Genomic DNA, 17,762 nt, shown 5'->3' with positions numbered 1-17,762 from the left:
AAAATGGTAGAGAAGCGTATTCAGCCACTTGCCCGCGACGCAATGGCTTACGTTCTGGCGGGCGGCAGGGGGAGCCGTCTCAAGGAACTCACCGACCGGCGTGCCAAGCCCGCCGTCTATTTCGGCGGCAAGGCACGCATCATCGATTTCGCGCTGTCCAACGCGCTGAATTCGGGCATTCGCCGCATCGGCGTCGCGACGCAATACAAGGCGCATTCGCTGATCCGCCACATGCAGCGCGGCTGGAACTTCTTCCGCCCGGAGCGAAACGAAAGCTTCGACATCCTGCCTGCCTCGCAGCGCGTTTCCGAAACGCAATGGTATGAAGGCACCGCCGACGCCGTTTATCAGAACATCGATATTATCGAGGATTACGGCGTCGAATACATGGTCATTCTCGCCGGCGACCATGTCTACAAGATGGACTATGAATACATGCTCCAGCAGCATGTCGATTCCGGCGCGGACGTGACGATCGGCTGCCTGGAAGTGCCGCGCATGGAAGCGACCGGCTTCGGCGTCATGCATGTCAACGAAAAGGATGAGATCTTCGCTTTCATCGAAAAGCCGGCGGATCCCCCCGGCATTCCCGACAAGCCGGATTTCGCGCTCGCCTCGATGGGCATCTATGTCTTCCACACCAAGTTCCTGCTCGATGCGCTGCGCCGCGACGCCGCCGACCCGACATCGAGCCGCGATTTCGGCAAGGATATCATCCCCTATATCGTCAAAAACGGGAAGGCCGTCGCCCACCGCTTCGCCAAATCCTGTGTCCGCTCCGATTTTGAGCACGAGCCCTACTGGCGCGACGTCGGCACGATCGACGCCTATTGGCAGGCCAATATCGATCTGACGGCCATCGTCCCGGAGCTCGATATCTACGACAAGTCCTGGCCGATCTGGACCTATGCCGAGATCACCCCGCCGGCGAAGTTCGTCCATGACGACGACGACCGCCGCGGTTCGGCCACCTCCTCGGTTGTGTCAGGCGACTGCATCATCTCAGGCGCCAGCCTCAACAAAAGCCTGCTCTTCACCGGCGTCAGGGCCAATTCCTTTTCCAAGCTGGAAGGGGCGGTCATCCTGCCGAATGTGAAGATCGGACGGCGGGCGCAGCTCAAGAACGTCGTGATCGACCATGGTGTCGTCATTCCGGAAGGGCTGGTCGTCGGCGAGGATCCCGAACTCGACGCCAAACGCTTCCGGCGGTCGGAAGGGGGCATCTGCCTGATCACCCAACCGATGATCGACAAGCTGGATATCTGACGTATGAAAGTTCTTTCGGTTTCGTCCGAAGTCTTCCCCTTGATCAAGACAGGGGGTCTGGCCGACGTGTCAGGTGCCCTGCCAATTGCTCTGAAAGCCTTCGGGGTCGAGACCAAGACCCTCCTGCCCGGCTACCCCGCCGTCATGAAGGTCATTCGCGACCCTGCCGTCAGACTCGAATTCCCGGACCTGCTCGGTGAGCGGGCGACCGTGCTCGAGGTTGAACATGAGGGTCTCGATCTGCTCGTCCTCGACGCGCCCGCCTATTACGAGCGGCCGGGCGGTCCCTATCTTGATCCGCTTGGCAAGGATTATCCCGACAATTGGCGCCGTTTCGCCGCCCTGTCGCTCGCTGCTTCCGAAATCGCAGCCGGTCTGCTGCCCGGCTGGCGGCCGGATCTCGTCCACACCCACGACTGGCAGGCGGCGCTGACCTCGGTCTACATGCGCTATTATCCGACCCCGGAACTGCCGAGCGTGCTGACAATTCACAATATCGCCTTCCAGGGCCAGTTCGGCCCGGAGATTTTTGCCGGTCTGCGTCTGCCCGATCATGCCTTCGCCATGAACGGCATCGAATATTACGGCACCGTCGGCTTCCTTAAGGGCGGCCTGCAGACTGCCCATGCGGTCACGACAGTCAGCCCCACCTATGCCGACGAAATCCTGACGCCGGAATTCGGCATGGGGCTCGAAGGCGTCATCGCCACCCGCATCGACGATTTGCATGGAATCGTCAACGGCATCGACACCGATGTCTGGAACCCGGCGACCGATCCCGTCGTCCACACCCATTATGGCCCGACGACGCTGAAGAACCGCGAGGAAAACCGCCGCTCGATCGCCGAGTTCTTCCACCTCGACAATGACGATGCGCCGATCTTCTGCGTCATCAGCCGCCTCACCTGGCAGAAGGGCATGGATATCGTCGCCAACGTCGCCGACCAGATCGTCGCCATGGGCGGCAAACTCGTCGTGCTCGGCTCCGGCGAAGCAGCGCTCGAAGGCGCTCTGCTTGCCTCCGCCAGCCGCCATCCCGGCCGGATCGGCGTGTCGATCGGCTATAACGAACCGATGTCGCACCTGATGCAGGCGGGCTGCGACGCCATCATCATTCCGTCGCGCTTCGAACCCTGCGGCCTCACCCAGCTTTACGGCCTGCGTTATGGCTGCGTGCCGATCGTCGCCCGCACCGGCGGATTGAACGACACCGTGATCGACGCCAATCACGCCGCACTTGCGGCGAAAGTGGCAACCGGCATACAATTCTCACCCGTGACCGAAACGGGCATGCTACAGGCAATCCGCCGTGCGATGCATTTTTACGCGGACCGAAAACTCTGGACCCAATTGCAAAAGCAAGGCATGAAATCGGATGTCTCCTGGGAGAAGAGCGCCGAACGCTACGCTGCCCTCTATTCAAGCCTCGTCTCGAAAGGCATGTGACCTAAAATGATCAAGTCCGTACCCACCACGCCCTATCTGGACCAGAAACCCGGCACGTCGGGTCTGCGTAAGAAGGTTCCGGTCTTCCAGCAGCCGAATTATGCCGAGAATTTCATCCAGGCGATCTTCGATTCGCTGGAAGGCTATCAGGGCAAGTGCCTCGTCATCGGCGGCGACGGACGTTACTACAATCGCGAAGTCATCCAGAAGGCGATCAAGATGGCCGCTGCCAACGGCTTCGGCAAGGTCATGGTCGGCAAGGGCGGCATTCTGTCGACGCCGGCCGCCTCCCACATCATCCGCAAGTACAAGGCCTTCGGCGGCATCATCCTCTCCGCCAGCCACAATCCCGGCGGCCCGACCGAAGACTTCGGCATCAAATACAATATCAATAATGGCGGCCCGGCGCCGGAGAAGATCACCGACGCGATCTATGCGCGCTCCAAGACAATCGACAGCTACAAGATCGCCGATTTCGCCGACGTCAATCTCGACCGCATCGGCAAGGACGAGCTTCCCGGCGGCATGATCCTCTCGGTCATTGACCCGGTCGAGGACTATGCCGCGCTGATGGAAGAACTGTTCGATTTCGGCGCCATCCGCAATCTGATCAGCCTCGGTTTCCGCATCGCCTTCGACGGCATGAGCGCCGTCACCGGACCCTACGCCAAGGAAATCTTCGAAAATCGTCTTGGCGCTCCCCTCGGTTCGGTGCGCAATTTCATGCCGCTGCCGGATTTCGGCGGCCATCACCCCGATCCGAACCCCGTTCACTGCAAGGAACTCTTCGATGAGATGATGGGCGAGGACGCCCCCGATTTCGGCGCCGCGTCCGACGGCGACGGCGACCGCAACCTCATTATCGGCCGCGGCATCTTCGTCACCCCTTCCGACAGCCTGGCGATCCTTGCCGCCAACGCCAATCTCGCCCCCGGCTATTCCGGCGGCCTCGCCGGCATCGCCCGGTCGATGCCAACATCGGGCGCGGCCGACCGCGTCGCCGAAAAACGCGGCATCGGCATGTATGAGACGCCGACCGGCTGGAAGTTCTTCGGCAATCTGCTCGACGCCGGCATGGCGACGATCTGCGGGGAGGAAAGCTCGGGCACGGGCTCCAATCACGTCCGTGAGAAGGATGGCCTCTGGGCCGTGCTGCTGTGGCTAAACATCCTTGCCGTGCGCGGCGAGAGCGTCGCCGACATCGTCACCCAGCACTGGCAGACCTACGGTCGCAACTATTACTCGCGCCACGATTATGAAGGCCTGGACACCGACGCGGCGAATGGCCTGATGGACAATCTCCGCAGCCAGCTTTCCACCTTGGCCGGCAAGAACATCGGCAGCCTGAAGGTCGAGAAAGCCGACGACTTCGCCTACCACGACCCGATCGACAAGTCGGTGAGCGAGCATCAGGGCATCCGTGTGCTCTTCGAGGGCGGCTCCCGCGTCGTCTACCGTCTCTCCGGCACCGGCACGTCTGGCGCAACCTTGCGCGTCTATATCGAGCGCTACGAGCCGGATTCGACTCGTCACAACATCGAAACGCAGGAAGCGCTCGCCGATCTGATTGCGGCCGCCGAAAGCATTGCCAGCATTCGTGAGCGAACGGGACGCGATGAGCCAACCGTGATCACCTGATCCGGGGACGGACATGCGGGACAGCAATTCGGCGCGGGGTGCGATCGTCTTCGAGACCGGCGTCGAATTTTCCGTGTGGTCGCATCACGCCGCGCAGATCGAACTCTGCCTCTTCGACGGTGACGGCAACAGGGAATTTGCGCGCCTACCGATGGCCCGCGATGGCAACCACGTCCATCGCCTCTTCGTCGACGGCCTCGGTCAAGGCGCCCGCTACGGCTATCGCGCCGACGGCATCTATGCGCCCGACAACGGCCTCTGGTTCGACCCGTCCAAACTGCTGATCGATCCCTACGCCACGGAAATCGACCGGCCGTTCCGCTACGATCCCCGCCTCGGGCTCTACGGCGAGGACAGCCAGGATCTGATGCCGAAGGCGATCGTCACCACCGACACCCCGGCCGCAATCGACAAGCCGCTCTTCAAACCGGGCGGTTTTATCTATGAAGTGGCGGTGCGGCCCTTCACCATCCTTCACCCCGATGTGCCGGAAGCCGAACGCGGCACGGTCGCAGCCCTTGCCCATCCCTCCGTTATCGCGCATCTGAAGCGGATCGGGGTCGATGCCATCGAACTGATGCCGATTACCGCCTGGATCGATGAGCGCCATCTGCCGCCGCTCGGTCTCACAAACGGCTGGGGCTACAACCCCGTCGGCCTGATGGCGCTCGATCCGCGGATTGTCCCCCGCGGCATGGCGGAACTGCGCAGGACGGTCGCCGCTCTCCATGCCGAAGGCATCGCCGTCATCCTCGATCTAGTCTTCAACCATACCGGCGAGAGCGATCGCTATGGCACGACGCTGTCGCTGCGCGGCCTCGACAACCTGCATTATTACCGCCACGCCCGAAACAGCCCCGGCGAACTGATCAACGACACCGGTACCGGGAACACGATCGCCTGCGACCATCCCGAAGTCAGGCGCCTCGTCATCGACAGCCTGCGGCATTTCGTGCTCAACGCCGGCGTCGATGGTTTCCGTTTCGATCTCGCCCCGGTGCTGGGCCGCACCGCGAGCGGCTTCGAGCGCGACGGCGGAACGCTCGCTGCGATCCTTGCCGATGATCTGCTTGCCGACCGCATCATGATCGCCGAACCCTGGGATATCGGTCCGGGCGGTTACCAGCTCGGCAACTTCCCGCTGTCCTTCCTCGAATGGAATGACAGGGTTCGCGACGATCTGCGCTGTTACTGGCGTGGCGACCAATGGAAGACCGGCTCGCTCGCAACGGCGCTTGCCGGTTCCTCCGACATCTTCTCCCGCAACGACAGCAAAGCGACGCGCAGCGTCAATTTCCTCGCCGCCCATGACGGCTTCACACTGATCGACCTCGTCTCCTATGCCGGCAAGCACAATGACGCCAACGGCGAGCACAATCGGGACGGTCACAACGAGAACCATTCCTGGAACAACGGCGTCGAAGGCGAGACCCTCTATCCCAGTATCCGCAAGCGGCGGATCAACGACGTCATGGCGCTGATCTCAACGCTCTTTGCCACCCGCGGCAGCATCATGCTGACGGCGGGCGACGAGGGCGGCCGCAGCCAGCGCGGCAACAACAATGCCTATTGCCAGGACAATGAGATCACCTGGCTGGACTGGAAGGCGCTGAACGAGGATCTCGTCGCCCATACCGCTTTCGTCGCAGGACTGCGCCGGCGCTTTACCGTCTTTTCCGAAACGGGCTTCCTTTCCGGCAACGGCGACGTCGAATGGATCTCACTCTCCGGCGAACCGATGACCGTTGCGGAATGGGAGACGCCGTCGCTCTCGACCCTCGGCATGCTGCTTACCACAGGCGACCGCTCCTCGCGCGGCAAACAGACCCGGCTTGCCGTGCTTTTCAATCGTTCCGAGAGCCGCCAGCTCTTTACGCTCCCGTCAGAGAATGAGCCGGGCTGGCGCCAGTTGACGCAGGAGGGAGCGAAGAAGGCGGGTGCCAGCGTGACCGTCGAGCCACGCTCCGTCGCCTTTTTCGTAGAAAAATGACCGCCTCCCCCAACTTACTCAAATCCTTGTCGCAATCGTCATGAATGCACGATAAGGCTTTGCCCGGTGGCTTTTCTCACGAGGAATTCATGGTCACGGAAATTTCACTCTCCGACGTGCGGGGATTGATCGGCATGGAAACGGGTCTTTCGGATTGGATCACCGTCGATCAGACAATGATCGACGCCTTTGCGGGGGCGACCGACGACCATCAATTCATTCATGTCGATCCCGAGCGCGCCGCCGCTGAAAGCCCCTTCGGCGGCACGATCGCCCATGGTTTCCTGACGCTGTCCCTGCTGTCGGCGATGAACTACAACTGCCTGCCGAGGGTGCGCGAGCAGACCATGGGCATCAACTACGGCTTCGACCGGGTCCGCTTCATGACCCCGGTCAGGAGCGGCGCCCGTGTTCGCGGCCGCTTCCTGCTCTCCGACGCCCGCTTCCGCGGCGGCGGCATGCTGATGACCACCTACGACGTGACGATCGAAATCGAAAACGAGAAGAAGCCGGCCCTGACGGCAAGATGGATCACCATCATCCAGTTCGACCCGAAGGACCGGCCGGAAGACGCGTAGGCAAGAGCCGCTTTCCTACGCACCCGGATTGATGGCTTCGCCGTATCCATCACAGATGCCAGGCATTGGCACGAATGGGCCCGCAACTGTCATTTGCGGCCCCTGCAAATTTCATCTGGCTCTTAAGCCACCGGCCCAAAAGCCTCAATGCCCGGCATCTTCCGCCGCCTCGGCCAGCAGCCCGAAGACGTAATCGGAAAACGACCGCCAGCACTCCACCCGAAACGTGTCTTCTTCCGTGCGGAAAAGTACGATCTCCGCCTTGCCGAAGACCGTGCGCGAGGCCGCGCCGACTGGAAAGGACGACAGCGACAGGTCCTGCGGGCAGCCGGCCGCAAGCGTCGCCTCCGCACCCGGCCCGGAGACGATGACCGCCACGTTGCGGTGGGAAACGTCGGTCGCCGAATGCAGCGCGCCGGCGCTGGAACATGCCGCCATCAGATCGCCACCGGCCTGATCGATCAACAGCCACTCGTCCGGCCCGAGCCAGAGCGCCGAGCGCGCACCGGCGCGGCCGGACGTCTTCGGCGTGGTCGGCACAGAGAGGCCGAGAGCCAAAGAAAGTGCTTTGAGCGACCCGCCCGGCGCGCGCAGCGCCACGCGGCTTGCGGGCGGTGCGACGGCCAGACGCACAGTGGCGGAGCCGCCGAGACGGCCGGCCAGCGCCGGCTTGCGAATTGCAACATCAGCCATGGATGCGGCCTCCTTCCTTGTCAAAGAATACCAGATCCGTCACTTCGACGGCGATCGTCCGATCCGGCATCGGCACATAAAGCGTCTCGCCCATCCGCGCCCGGCCGCCGGCGACCAGAGCGAAGGCGATCGACCTGCCGCAATTTTCCGACCAATAGGCCGATGTGACATGGCCGAGCATCGTCATCGGCTTCGGCTCGTTCGGGCTAGCGACGACCTGCGCGCCTTCTTCGAGCACCAACTTCGGATCCTTGGTAACGAGGCCGACGAGCTGCTTGCGTCCCTCCTTGACGAGGTCCGGCCGCTGCAGCCCGCGAATGCCGACGAAGTCCTTCTTCTTCTTCGAAACGGCCCAGGCGACGCCCGCGTCGTCGGGGGTTACGGTCCCGTCCGTATCCTGGCCGACGATGATATAGCCCTTCTCGGCGCGGAGGACGTGCATGGTCTCAGTGCCGTAGACGCAGGCGCCGAGCGGTTCGGCATTGGCCCAGACCGCTTCGAGCACCGACTGGCCGTAGTCGGCCGGCACGTTGATTTCGAAACCGATTTCTCCCGTGAAGGAAACGCGGAAGAGCCGCGCCGGTACGCCGCAGACCGTGCACTCGGCAACGCTCATATGCGGGAAGGCCTCGTTGGAAAGATCGACCCCTTCGACGAGAGGCTCGACGATCTCGCGCGCCTTCGGTCCCTGGACGGCGATGACAGCCCATTGTTCGGTCACCGAGGTCAGCCACACCTTCAGATCGGGGAATTCCGTCTGCAGGTAATCTTCCATGTGATGGAGAACACGCGGCGCTCCGCCTGTCGTCGTCGTCACGTGAAAACGATCCTCTGCCAGACGCCCGACGACGCCGTCGTCATAAACGAAGCCGTCCTCACGTGTCATGATGCCGTAGCGCGCCTTGCCGGGCTTCAGTGTATCCCAGGCATTGGTGTAGATCAGATTGAGGAATTTCGCCGCATCCGGGCCTACCACTTCGATCTTGCCGAGCGTAGAGGCATCGAAGATGCCTGCCGACTCGCGGGCCGTCCGGCACTCGCGCGCGACCGCCTGGTGCATGTTCTCGCCCGAGCGCGGATAGAACCAGGCGCGCTTCCAGTTGCCGACATCCTCGAAAACGGCGCCATGCGCTTCTTCCCAGTCGTGCAGCGGCGTCTTGCGCGTCGGATCAAACAGCTTTCCGCGTGAATGGCCGATCAGCGTACCATAGGTCACCGGCGTATAGGGTGCGCGGAAAGTCGTGAGACCGACCCGCGGGATTTCCTTGCCGAGCATTTCGGCGGCAATCGCCAGGCCATGCATATTCGAAAGCTTGCCCTGATCCGAGGCCATGCCGTTGGTCGTAAACCGCTTGATATGCTCGATCGAATGCATGCCTTCGCGCACGGCAAGGCGGATATCCTTGGCGCAGACGTCATGCTGGAAATCGATGAAGGCCTTGGCGTTCGTCTTCGGTCCGGCGCCTTCGGCAGCGCCGATCATCCCGCCCGTCCAGTCATAGGGCTGCTCGGCCGAAATCGTGATTTTCCCGCCGCCGCTCTTGCCCGCGGCCTGCGCCATCAGTTCGCCTGCGGCAAGCGATTCCTCGACCGTTCGCTGCAGGTCGTCGGTGCCGTTACAGGCGCCGACCGAAAGGCAATCCTGCGCATAGGTGCCGGGCAGGAACCGCTGGCTTTCCGCTTCGAAGGCCACCTTGCCGCGGGACTGCGAGAACAGATGCACGGATGGCGTCCAGCCGGCCGAAACCAGAAGCGCATCGACCGGGATCTTGCGCGGCGAACCGCCGCCGTTGCGCGCTACTGTCATCGATGAGATGCGCAGCCGCCCCGCCGTATTGATGACCGACTGGCCGGTAAGAACATCTATGCCGAGTGCACGCGCCTCCGCCAGCACTGCAGCACCCGGCGCCTGCCTGCAATCGACGATGGCGGCGACCGAAACACCGGCCCGCTTGAGATCGAAAGCCGCCTCATAGGCAGAGTCGTGCGCCGTGTAGATGCCGACATTGTTTCCGACGGCGACACCGTAATGATTGAGGTACATCCGCCCCGCCGAGGCGAGCATGATGCCGGGCCGGTCGTTGTTGGGAAATACCATGTGCCGCTCGATCGAGCCGGTGGCGAGAATCACCCGCTTGGCCCGGACCTGCCACAGCCGCTCGCGCGGCAGATCACGGGAGGGCTTGGCCATGTGATCGGTGACGCGCTCGGCAAGGCCGACGAAATTATGGTTGTAGTAGCCGAAGGCGGTCGTGCGGGTGAGCACTTCGACATTGTCCATCGCCTTCAGCCGCGCCACGGTCTTCTGCGCCCAGGCGTAACCATCCTGTCCGTCGATCCTGATGCCGGCATCGTAGCGCAGCGCACCGCCGGCTTCCGCCTGCTCGTCGCAGAGGATCACCTTCGCGCCGGTCTCGGCCGCGGCCAGCGCTGCCGAAAGCCCGGCCACCCCGGCACCGACCACGAGCACGTCGCAATGGGCGTAGCGGCTGGCATAATGGTCCGGATCTTCTTCCGTCGGCGCGACGCCGAGACCGGCAGCGCGGCGGATGAACGGTTCGTAGACATGTTTCCAGGCGGAGCGCGGCCACATGAAGGTCTTGTAGTAGAAGCCGGCGGCGAAGAACGGCGACATCAGGTTGTTGACCGCACCGACGTCATAGGCAAGCGAAGGCCAGCGGTTCTGCGACTGGACGATCATGCCGTCGAAGATTTCCTGCACCGTAGCGCGGACGTTCGGCTGCTTGCGCGCCTTGTCACGCGCGACATCGATCAGCGCGTTCGGCTCTTCGGCGCCTGCCGAGAGGATGCCGCGAGCCCGATGATATTTGAACGAACGGCCGACGAGATGAATGCCGTTGGCGATCAGCGCCGAAGCGACGGTATCGCCTTCCAGCGCCGTATAGCTCTTGCCGTCGAAGCTGAAGCGCGCGGTCTTTGCAGGCGTCAGACGCCCCTTCCCGGCGATACGATTAGCACCGCTCATTGGGCCTCTCCTTCCACCGCTTCATAGGTCTCGACAGGGCTATGCTGTTCGGCCTCGGCACCGATCCGCGGCTTCGGCTCGCCCGCCTTGTAGGTCATGATGAACTTGTCGCTCACCGTATCGCGCGCCGCGTTGAAGAACCGGCCGCAGCCGTGAATATGCCGCCAGCGTTCGAAGATCAGCCCCTTCGGGTTGTCGCGCAGGAAGAAATATTCCTCGAATTCCTCGTCCGAGATCGAGGCGATGTCCGCCGGCCGCACTATATGCGCGTCACCCGCGCCGCGGAATTCGAGCTCGGAACGCTCTTCCTGACAATAAGGGCAATGGATCAGCAGCATGTGGGATTTCCTTCTCCTCCCCTTCTCCCCATTAGAGAGAAGGTGCTTACAAAGCGGATGAGGGGGCGAACAACGAAAGGAGCGGGCAACCGAGCGAACACGTTCATCATCAGTGCGCCACCGCCGCAGCCGCCGCTTCATCAATCAGCCGGCCGCTGCGGAAGCGTTCCAGCGTCAGGCCGGCATTGAACTTGTGCGCTTCATCGCGGGCGATGAGGTGCGCAAAGAGATTGGCCGAGCCCGGCGTTGCCTTGAAGCCGCCGGTGCCCCAACCGCAATTGACGTAAAGCCCGGGAACCGGCGTCTTTGACTGGATCGCCGAACGGTCCGGCGTATTGTCGACGATGCCGCCCCATTGCCGCATCATCTTCACGCGCCGGAACATCGGAAAGAGTTCGCAGATGGCGTCGAGCGTATGCGTGATGATCTGCAGTCCGCCGGTCTGGGAATAGGAATTATACTGGTCGGTACCGGCGCCGATGACGAGCTCGCCCTTGTCGGACTGGGAGATGTAGGCATGCACCGTGTTCGACATGACGACGCAGGGGAAGATCGGCTTCAGCGGCTCGGAGACTAGCGCCTGCAGCGGGCTCGACTGCAGCGGCACGCGCACATCTGCCATCTTCATGATTGTCGAGGTATGGCCCGCGGCTGATACGCCGACCTTTCTGGCGCCGATGAAGCCGCGCGAGGTCTCGACCCCGGTCACCCGTCCGTCCGGACTGCGCCGGATGCCAGTCACTTCGCAGTTCTGGATGATGTGCACACCCCGATCGGAGGCTGCCCGCGCATATCCCCAGGCCACCGCATCGTGACGCGCCGTGCCGCCGCGGCGCTGCAGCGCTGCACCATTGATCGGATAGCGCGCACTGGCGGAGATGTCGAGCGGCGGGCAATAGGCCTTGGCCTGCTCCGGCGTCAGCCATTCGTTATCGATGCCGTAGAGCCGGTTGGCGTGGATGTGTCGCTTGAACGACTGCTGGTCGTGAATATTGTGCGAGAGCATCATCACGCCGCGCGGCGAATACATCACATTGTAGTTGAGCTCCTGTGAAAGCCCTTCCCAGAGCTTCATCGAATGCTCGTAAATGTGCATGCTCTCTTCATAGAGATAGTTCGAACGGATGATGGTGGTATTGCGCCCGGTATTGCCGCCGCCGAGCCAGCCCTTCTCGAGCACCGCCACATTGGTGATGCCGTGCTCCTTCGCAAGATAATAGGCGGCTCCCAGGCCATGTCCGCCAGCGCCGATGATAACGACGTCGTATTCGGCGCGCGGCTCCGGCGAAGTCCACTGCTTCTCCCAACCTCTGTGGCCGCGAAGGGCCTCCCGCGCCACGGCAAAAACCGAATATTTCCGCATCCGCCTTCTTCTCCTTCGGGCAAGGGCTGTACTCGCGCCCATACAAATCGCAAATCCAAATGCGGCACAACGGCTGTTTTGCGACGCGCGAGAGCTTCACTTTTGACACTGAACGACATCGTGTCGAAAACTGAGCAATTTGCGATAGTGTTAAGCGCCGCTTCCCAAACCCAAACGAAGATCATCCTGCAGGATCTTGCGAAGGTCCGGCCTTCCCCTTTGCGGCAGACCTGACTAGCCCAAGAGGGTGAAAAGACAAGCAGTTAGTATGATGTTAATTTTTCCCCGTTGCCGGGATTGGTGTATCATGTGCATACGGGGGCGGCTTTTATTCCAGGCGCTTTTCATTGCGCTATGCGGCTTCCGGCTGGCAACTGCCGCCGAGCCGGTCGGCCAGGCTGTGGTCATCAAGACCGAGGTGACTGGACAAGCAGGCCCGATCGAAGTTAACACAAGCGTTCACCGCGACGAACGCATCAAGACTTCGCAGTCTGGGCTGGGCCAGTTTGTATTTAGAGACGGCACCAAACTTGCGGTCGGCTGGGGGTCCTCCGTCGTCATCGACAGATATGTTTTCGACGACACCCAATCGGTCAGGCAACTCACCATCAAGGCCGCCAAGGGGACCTTCCGCTGGGTAAGTGGCAATTCGAAATCCTCGGCCTATCAAATTCTGACGCCTGCAGGCACGATCGGCGTGCGCGGCACCGCATTCGATTTTTATGTCGGCCCTGACGGCACCACCGCCGTCGTCCTGTTGAACGGCGCGGCCCGCTTCTGCGGCCCCGGCGGCTGCCGGCAGCTGCAGCAACGCTGCGACTGCGTTATCGCCAAACCGAACGGCGACATGACGGCGGCCCGACGAGTGGAGCGTAACGTCCTCCAGAAGCTTGGAAATGAGCGCGCTCTGCCCTTCCTCTCCGGCAACCAGCGGCTTTCGGGTGGCCTCGGCCTGCTCGGCGGATGCAACATGGCTTCGCTGGTGCGGGAAAGAAGCGAACGAGACCGGCCGCCGCCGGCAATTGCACCCGCTCCGCAAAGACAGGATCCGCCACAGAGAGAGGCCGAGCCACAAAAGGAGCGACCGCAGAAGCCGGAAATGCCGCACCACGACAAGCCCCATCATGATAGACCCGACCACGATAAGCCGGACAGGCCCGATAAGCATGAGGGTCATGGCCGGCATGACGAGGACGGCAAGCCGGGAAATCACGGTCTGGATCATCGGGGGCACGACCGCCAGCATGATGGAGGTCGCGATCACCATCATGATCATGATGGTGCTGGTGATGGTGATGGTGACAATGATCGGAACCACCACAGGGGCCGTGATTTCAATCGCGCTCGCTGAGGCCGGTCAGTCGGCGGCGCTTTTCTCGACGGCCTCAGGCACTTCGCGAAAATGATCGGCCCTGCCGGATATACGCTGGTAGAATTCCGCCAGACCGCCGAGCACTTGCGCAGCCCTGAGCTTTGACGCGCCGACAAGCTTGCGGCTGTTCCGCGAATGCGATTGCAGGGCCTGCATCAGCTGCTTGTGAACGATCGCGAGCGCGGCGAATTCCTGGGACGCTGCGACGCGTTCATCGCCGACGACCGCAAGGATCTGCGTCCGGCTGCTCTTCCCTTTGAGCGAGAGGGCGCCGGCCTCGATCACCGCCATCCCCTGCACGGAGCGAGCCGTGCTGTCGGAGATGAGGATATCAAAGCCGACCTCCTTGCAGGACGACTCGATGCGGGCCGCGACGTTGACCGCATCTCCGACAGCCGAATAGTTGAAGCGGGTTTTGGCGCCCATATTGCCGACACAGGCAACTCCGGTATGGATGCCGATGCCGATGCCGACCTCCTGATCGGGTCCGAAGCCGAAGGCGTCGCCGGCGTTCAGTTCGGCGAGTGTCTCGCGCATGGCGAGCGCCGTGCGAACCGCCTTGATTTCGTGATCCGCTACATCAACCGGCGCATTCCAGAATGCCATGATCGAATCGCCGATAAACTTGTCGAGAGTACCTTCGTTAGCCACGACATGACGGCTCAGCGCGTCGAGCAATGTATTCAGGAAGGCAACGACATCAGTCGGCGCCAGCCGTTCGCTGATTTCAGTGAAGTTCCTGACGTCGACGAACATTACCGTCAGTTCCCGGTCATCTCCACCGAGGCGCAAGGCATCGCGGTTATGCTCGATGCGATGCAGCAGAGACGGAGAAAGATAATGTCCGAAGGCGCGCCGCACCTCGCGCCTTTCCCGGTCGATCACCAGAATGCGGAACGAGGTTGCGGCAAAATGGATAACCGATCCGCTGACGATCGGAGCCAATGGATCGAGAAGAAGCCCCGCATAAAGAAAGGAGAGCCAGGAGGCCACGAGCGCCATTGCGGTAATGAGCAGGCCGCAGACCAGTGCGACGGCGGGACTGACGAAGGTCGTCACCACGACGAGCAGGCATCCGAGCACCGCGATCGTGAGAATTTCCAGCCCGTCCGCCCAGTCGGGCCGCGACAGGAAACGGCCGGAGAGAATCTGTTCGACGACCTGCGCATGCATCGAAACGCCGGGAACGTTCTCGCCGAGCGCCGTGACGCGGATGTCCTGCAGGCCTGCCGCCGAGGTGCCGATGAAGACGATGCTGCCGTCAATGGCGGCGGAGATCTCGGGAGAGGCGCCTCCGGCGGCGAGCACCTGGCGGGCGGAGATATAGCGCTCGGCTCGATCGGGGCTGACATAGAGCCAAAATTCGCCCGCCGCCGTCAGCGGCACGACGAAATCGCCGATCTTTGCCGATGTCATCACGCCGGCGCGATCGGGCGCGCCGGCCAACACATACGTCGATACACCTTGCGCGACGCGCAGCGCCTCGACCGCGAGATTGGGATAGAGCTGCACGCCGTCGGTCAGGAACAACGGCACCGCCCGCACCACCGGCGAAGGATTGCCGGGATTGAGGCTGATGTGGCCGAGCCCTGCGGCATTGGCTTCCAATTGCGGCCTGAGCGGCGTCGATGCCGCAAGATAGGGCGGAGCCGAGACGGGGCTTTCCCCGGTGAAAGCAAAACCAGCCTTGACAGGCGGCCGGTAACTGCCCTCGTTTGAAAGGCCGAAACCGAGCACGACGGGTTTGCCGGAGATCGAGCGGGCAAAGATCTCGTCATTGTCGGGAAGCTTCTCTGCCAGGGACGGATCAACCCCCGCCACCTCGCGCACGACGTTGCGCGGCGACAGCCGGTCCGGCTCTGAAAAGAGAACGTCGAAGGCGATGGCCGCAGCGCCCATGTCAGAAAGCCGGTCCACCAGCAGGGCCAACCGGTCTCGTGGCCACGGCCATTGGCCGAACTCGCGCAGCGACGCCTCATCAATATCGATCACATGGACCGGCATGGGCTCGAATGTCCGCGGAAGCAGGCGTTGGTACTCGTCGAAGGTCACCCCACGGATCAGCTTGAAGATCCCGGGATCGTCTACCCGCAGCATCGTCAGCGCAGCCACGATCACCAGTCCGACAACGACACCAATTTGCTGCACGCGCGTCATCATCTCAACCGGTGTCCCTCTCCCAAACGACAGGCTACGCCGCTTTCTGCCCGGACGCCATTCACTCATGCGCCCCGACGCTTCTTTTCGCTTTCCAGCCTTCCGCTTCCGGCCGGTCGGCGCAACGGCATCTTCAAATTTGGCGACGCCGTCGTTTCGACCACGCTTTTGCTTGGACGACACGGCTTCGATCTTGTGGGACGCGCGGTGAAATGTTCTTGTAACGGCGCGAAGCGCGAATGCTTTTATATGGAAGAGTGAGGGGCTCCCGTGATTTCCGAAACCGCCGTGCGCCGCACCGGCTATTGGCTGATCGTCGTCGTGCTGGCGATGCTGGCAGGACTGCCGCTGGCCGTCTGGCTCGACATCAGCGACCTCTCAGGAAATACCCTCAGACGCCAGGCGCGCGATATGAGCTCGCTGATATCGAGCATCCGCTCCTACTATTCCGCCAATGTCGTCGGACGCGTTCTGGCCGCGCACGCCAGCGGCGCGACCGCAGGCACGGTCGTCTCCCACAACTACGCCAATATCCCCGGCGCCATCCCGCTGCCGGCGACACTTTCGCTGGAACTCGGCGACGTCATAAAAGAGCAGCAGGCCAACATCACATACCGCTTCGTCTCCGATCTGCCGTTCAAAAGTCGCGCTTCCCACGAGCTCGACGATTTCGAGAAACGAGCGCTTGTCGCACTGCGCGCCAATCCACAGCAGACGTTGAGCGACCTCACCCGCGTCGGATTGACCGATACCTTGCGCTTCGTCACGCCGGTCGTCATGGGCCAGGCTTGCGTTGCCTGTCACAACAGCCACCCGGAAAGTCCGAAGACCGACTGGAAGGTCGGCGATGTGCGCGGTATCCAGGAAGTGGTCATCAAGCAGCCCTATGCAAGCAACGTCTTCGCCTTCAAATATCTGCTCTGCTATTTCCTTTTTGTCGCCATCATCGGCCTCAGCTTCATTCTGCTGCAGCGCCAGCAGGCCCGCGCCATCCATGGCGCCAACCGGGATCTCGAAGCGGCGAACGAATTTCTGGCGAGCGTTTCCCTGAAGATTTCACGTTATCTCTCGCCGCAGATCTACAAGAGCATCTTCAGCGGACAGAAAGACGTCGTCGTCCATACCGAGCGCAAGCGCCTGACGATTTTCTTCTCCGACATCAAGGATTTCACCGCGACCACCGAGCGGCTGCAGCCGGAAGCGCTGACGGATATGCTCAACGAATATCTGACCGAAATGTCGAACATTGCCCTCGCCCATGGCGGCACGGTGGACAAGTTCATCGGCGACGCCATGCTGGTCTTCTTCGGCGACCCGGAAACGAAGGGTCCGGAGGAAGATGCGAAAGCCTGCCTGCGCATGGCCGTCGACATGCAGCGTCGCCTCGGCGAACTCAAGGACAGATGGCGCAGAAACGGCACCGAGGAGCCTTTCGTCGTACGCATGGGAATCAACAGCGGTTATTGCAACGTGGGCAATTTTGGCAGCAACGATCGCATGGACTATACGATCATCGGCGCGGAGGCCAATCTCGCAGCCAGGCTGCAGTCGATCGCCCAGGGCGGAGAAATCGTCATCAGCTACGAAACCTATGCGCTGGTGAACGAGATCGTCGACGCCCATCCCTTGCCGCAGATCACCATGAAGGGCATCCAGCGCGAGGTCGTGCCCTATGCCGTCGACGGGCTGAGGCTCGGCGCCGACCACAAAAGCCGCGTCCTTAGCGAACATCTCTCGGGTCTCGACCTGCATCTGGATATGAGCCGGCTGGAGCCTGCCGATCGACTCCGGGTCAGGACGGCGCTCAAGGAGGCAATCGCCGCGCTGGACGAGGCCCCGCCGGAAGCGGCTCGCTTAAGACAGGATGCCGGGCAGGGATGATTTTTCCAACTGCCGCCGATATCCATCTGGACTTCCCCTACTCGATCTGCTATC

12 protein-coding genes are annotated in these 17,762 nt (G+C 62.1%); 7 read left to right on the top strand and 5 right to left on the bottom strand.

The features are described from left to right. The first annotated feature begins 3 nt into the window (after positions 1-3). The 5 genes from glgC (at position 4) to CO660_RS02535 (ending at position 6,918) form a co-directional block, all read left to right on the top strand. The gene (gene glgC / locus CO660_RS02555) at positions 4-1,266 is read left to right on the top strand and encodes a glucose-1-phosphate adenylyltransferase (protein ID WP_085779472.1); all 1,263 of its coding nucleotides are present in this window, start codon (positions 4-6) and stop codon (positions 1,264-1,266) included. Between the two features lie 3 nt (positions 1,267-1,269). Beyond that, a complete protein-coding gene (gene glgA, locus CO660_RS02550) occupies positions 1,270-2,712 on the top strand; it encodes a glycogen synthase GlgA (protein WP_097597232.1) in 1,443 nt (480 codons plus the stop codon). A gap of 6 nt (positions 2,713-2,718) precedes the next feature. Continuing rightward, complete coding sequence (locus CO660_RS02545) at positions 2,719-4,350, top strand: alpha-D-glucose phosphate-specific phosphoglucomutase (protein WP_085779474.1); 1,632 nt, start codon at positions 2,719-2,721, stop codon at positions 4,348-4,350. Positions 4,351-4,363: 13 nt separating this feature from the next. Beyond that, entirely contained in the window at positions 4,364-6,340 is a 1,977-nt protein-coding gene (gene glgX, locus CO660_RS02540; RefSeq protein WP_097597231.1) for a glycogen debranching protein GlgX, read from the top strand. A gap of 89 nt (positions 6,341-6,429) precedes the next feature. Next, positions 6,430-6,918, top strand: a complete 489-nt coding sequence (locus CO660_RS02535; protein ID WP_097597230.1) for a MaoC family dehydratase — start codon at positions 6,430-6,432, stop codon at positions 6,916-6,918. 144 nt (positions 6,919-7,062) lie between these two features. On the opposite strand, the gene CO660_RS02530 is transcribed toward CO660_RS02535, so the two are convergent. From CO660_RS02530 to CO660_RS02515, 4 genes are all read right to left on the bottom strand, one after another. Further along, positions 7,063-7,611: a sarcosine oxidase subunit gamma gene (locus tag CO660_RS02530; protein WP_097597229.1), complete on the bottom strand. Its 549-nt coding sequence runs from the start codon at positions 7,609-7,611 to the stop codon at positions 7,063-7,065. Continuing rightward, a complete protein-coding gene (locus CO660_RS02525) occupies positions 7,604-10,597 on the bottom strand; it encodes a sarcosine oxidase subunit alpha (protein WP_097597228.1) in 2,994 nt (997 codons plus the stop codon). Before CO660_RS02525 ends, CO660_RS02530 begins: the two co-directional genes overlap by 8 nt. Then, positions 10,594-10,935: a sarcosine oxidase subunit delta gene (locus tag CO660_RS02520; protein ID WP_097597227.1), complete on the bottom strand. Its 342-nt coding sequence runs from the start codon at positions 10,933-10,935 to the stop codon at positions 10,594-10,596. The genes CO660_RS02525 and CO660_RS02520 overlap by 4 nt, the downstream gene beginning before the upstream one ends. Positions 10,936-11,044: 109 nt before the next feature. Next, positions 11,045-12,298, bottom strand: a complete 1,254-nt coding sequence (locus CO660_RS02515; protein WP_097597226.1) for a sarcosine oxidase subunit beta family protein — start codon at positions 12,296-12,298, stop codon at positions 11,045-11,047. Positions 12,299-12,605: 307 nt separating this feature from the next. On the opposite strand from CO660_RS02515, the gene CO660_RS02510 reads away from it, so the two are divergent. After that, the gene (locus tag CO660_RS02510) at positions 12,606-13,649 is read left to right on the top strand and encodes a FecR domain-containing protein (RefSeq protein WP_097597225.1); all 1,044 of its coding nucleotides are present in this window, start codon (positions 12,606-12,608) and stop codon (positions 13,647-13,649) included. A 6-nt stretch (positions 13,650-13,655) separates the two neighbouring features. Here CO660_RS02510 and CO660_RS02505 read toward each other — a convergent pair whose 3' ends face one another. Beyond that, complete coding sequence (locus CO660_RS02505; protein WP_097597445.1) at positions 13,656-15,827, bottom strand: adenylate/guanylate cyclase domain-containing protein; 2,172 nt, start codon at positions 15,825-15,827, stop codon at positions 13,656-13,658. Between the two features lie 330 nt (positions 15,828-16,157). Here CO660_RS02505 and CO660_RS02500 point away from each other — a divergent pair, with 330 nt between their 5' ends. Further along, positions 16,158-17,708, top strand: coding sequence for an adenylate/guanylate cyclase domain-containing protein (locus tag CO660_RS02500; protein ID WP_245421288.1), 1,551 nt, complete (start codon positions 16,158-16,160; stop codon positions 17,706-17,708). The last annotated feature ends 54 nt before the right edge of the window (positions 17,709-17,762 follow it).

It is taken from the genome of Rhizobium sp. L9 (genome assembly GCF_002531885.1).
Classification (GTDB): domain Bacteria; phylum Pseudomonadota; class Alphaproteobacteria; order Rhizobiales; family Rhizobiaceae; genus Rhizobium.
The sequence above is the reverse complement of the archived record's forward strand: the minus strand, read 5'-3'. Positions and strand labels throughout refer to the sequence as shown.

Bases quoted from the DNA above. Each gene is read 5' to 3' on its own strand.
- glgC (WP_085779472.1), top strand. From the start codon at position 4: ATGGTAGAGAAGCGTATTCAGCCACTTGCCCGCGACGCAATGGCTTAC.
- glgA (WP_097597232.1), top strand. From the start codon at position 1,270: ATGAAAGTTCTTTCGGTTTCGTCCGAAGTCTTCCCCTTGATCAAGACA.
- CO660_RS02545 (WP_085779474.1), top strand. From the start codon at position 2,719: ATGATCAAGTCCGTACCCACCACGCCCTATCTGGACCAGAAACCCGGC.
- glgX (WP_097597231.1), top strand. From the start codon at position 4,364: ATGCGGGACAGCAATTCGGCGCGGGGTGCGATCGTCTTCGAGACCGGC.
- CO660_RS02535 (WP_097597230.1), top strand. From the start codon at position 6,430: ATGGTCACGGAAATTTCACTCTCCGACGTGCGGGGATTGATCGGCATG.
- CO660_RS02530 (WP_097597229.1), bottom strand. From the start codon at position 7,611: ATGGCTGATGTTGCAATTCGCAAGCCGGCGCTGGCCGGCCGTCTCGGC.
- CO660_RS02525 (WP_097597228.1), bottom strand. From the start codon at position 10,597: ATGAGCGGTGCTAATCGTATCGCCGGGAAGGGGCGTCTGACGCCTGCA.
- CO660_RS02520 (WP_097597227.1), bottom strand. From the start codon at position 10,935: ATGCTGCTGATCCATTGCCCTTATTGTCAGGAAGAGCGTTCCGAGCTC.
- CO660_RS02515 (WP_097597226.1), bottom strand. From the start codon at position 12,298: ATGCGGAAATATTCGGTTTTTGCCGTGGCGCGGGAGGCCCTTCGCGGC.
- CO660_RS02510 (WP_097597225.1), top strand. From the start codon at position 12,606: ATGTGCATACGGGGGCGGCTTTTATTCCAGGCGCTTTTCATTGCGCTA.
- CO660_RS02505 (WP_097597445.1), bottom strand. From the start codon at position 15,827: ATGACGCGCGTGCAGCAAATTGGTGTCGTTGTCGGACTGGTGATCGTG.
- CO660_RS02500 (WP_245421288.1), top strand. From the start codon at position 16,158: ATGCTGGCAGGACTGCCGCTGGCCGTCTGGCTCGACATCAGCGACCTC.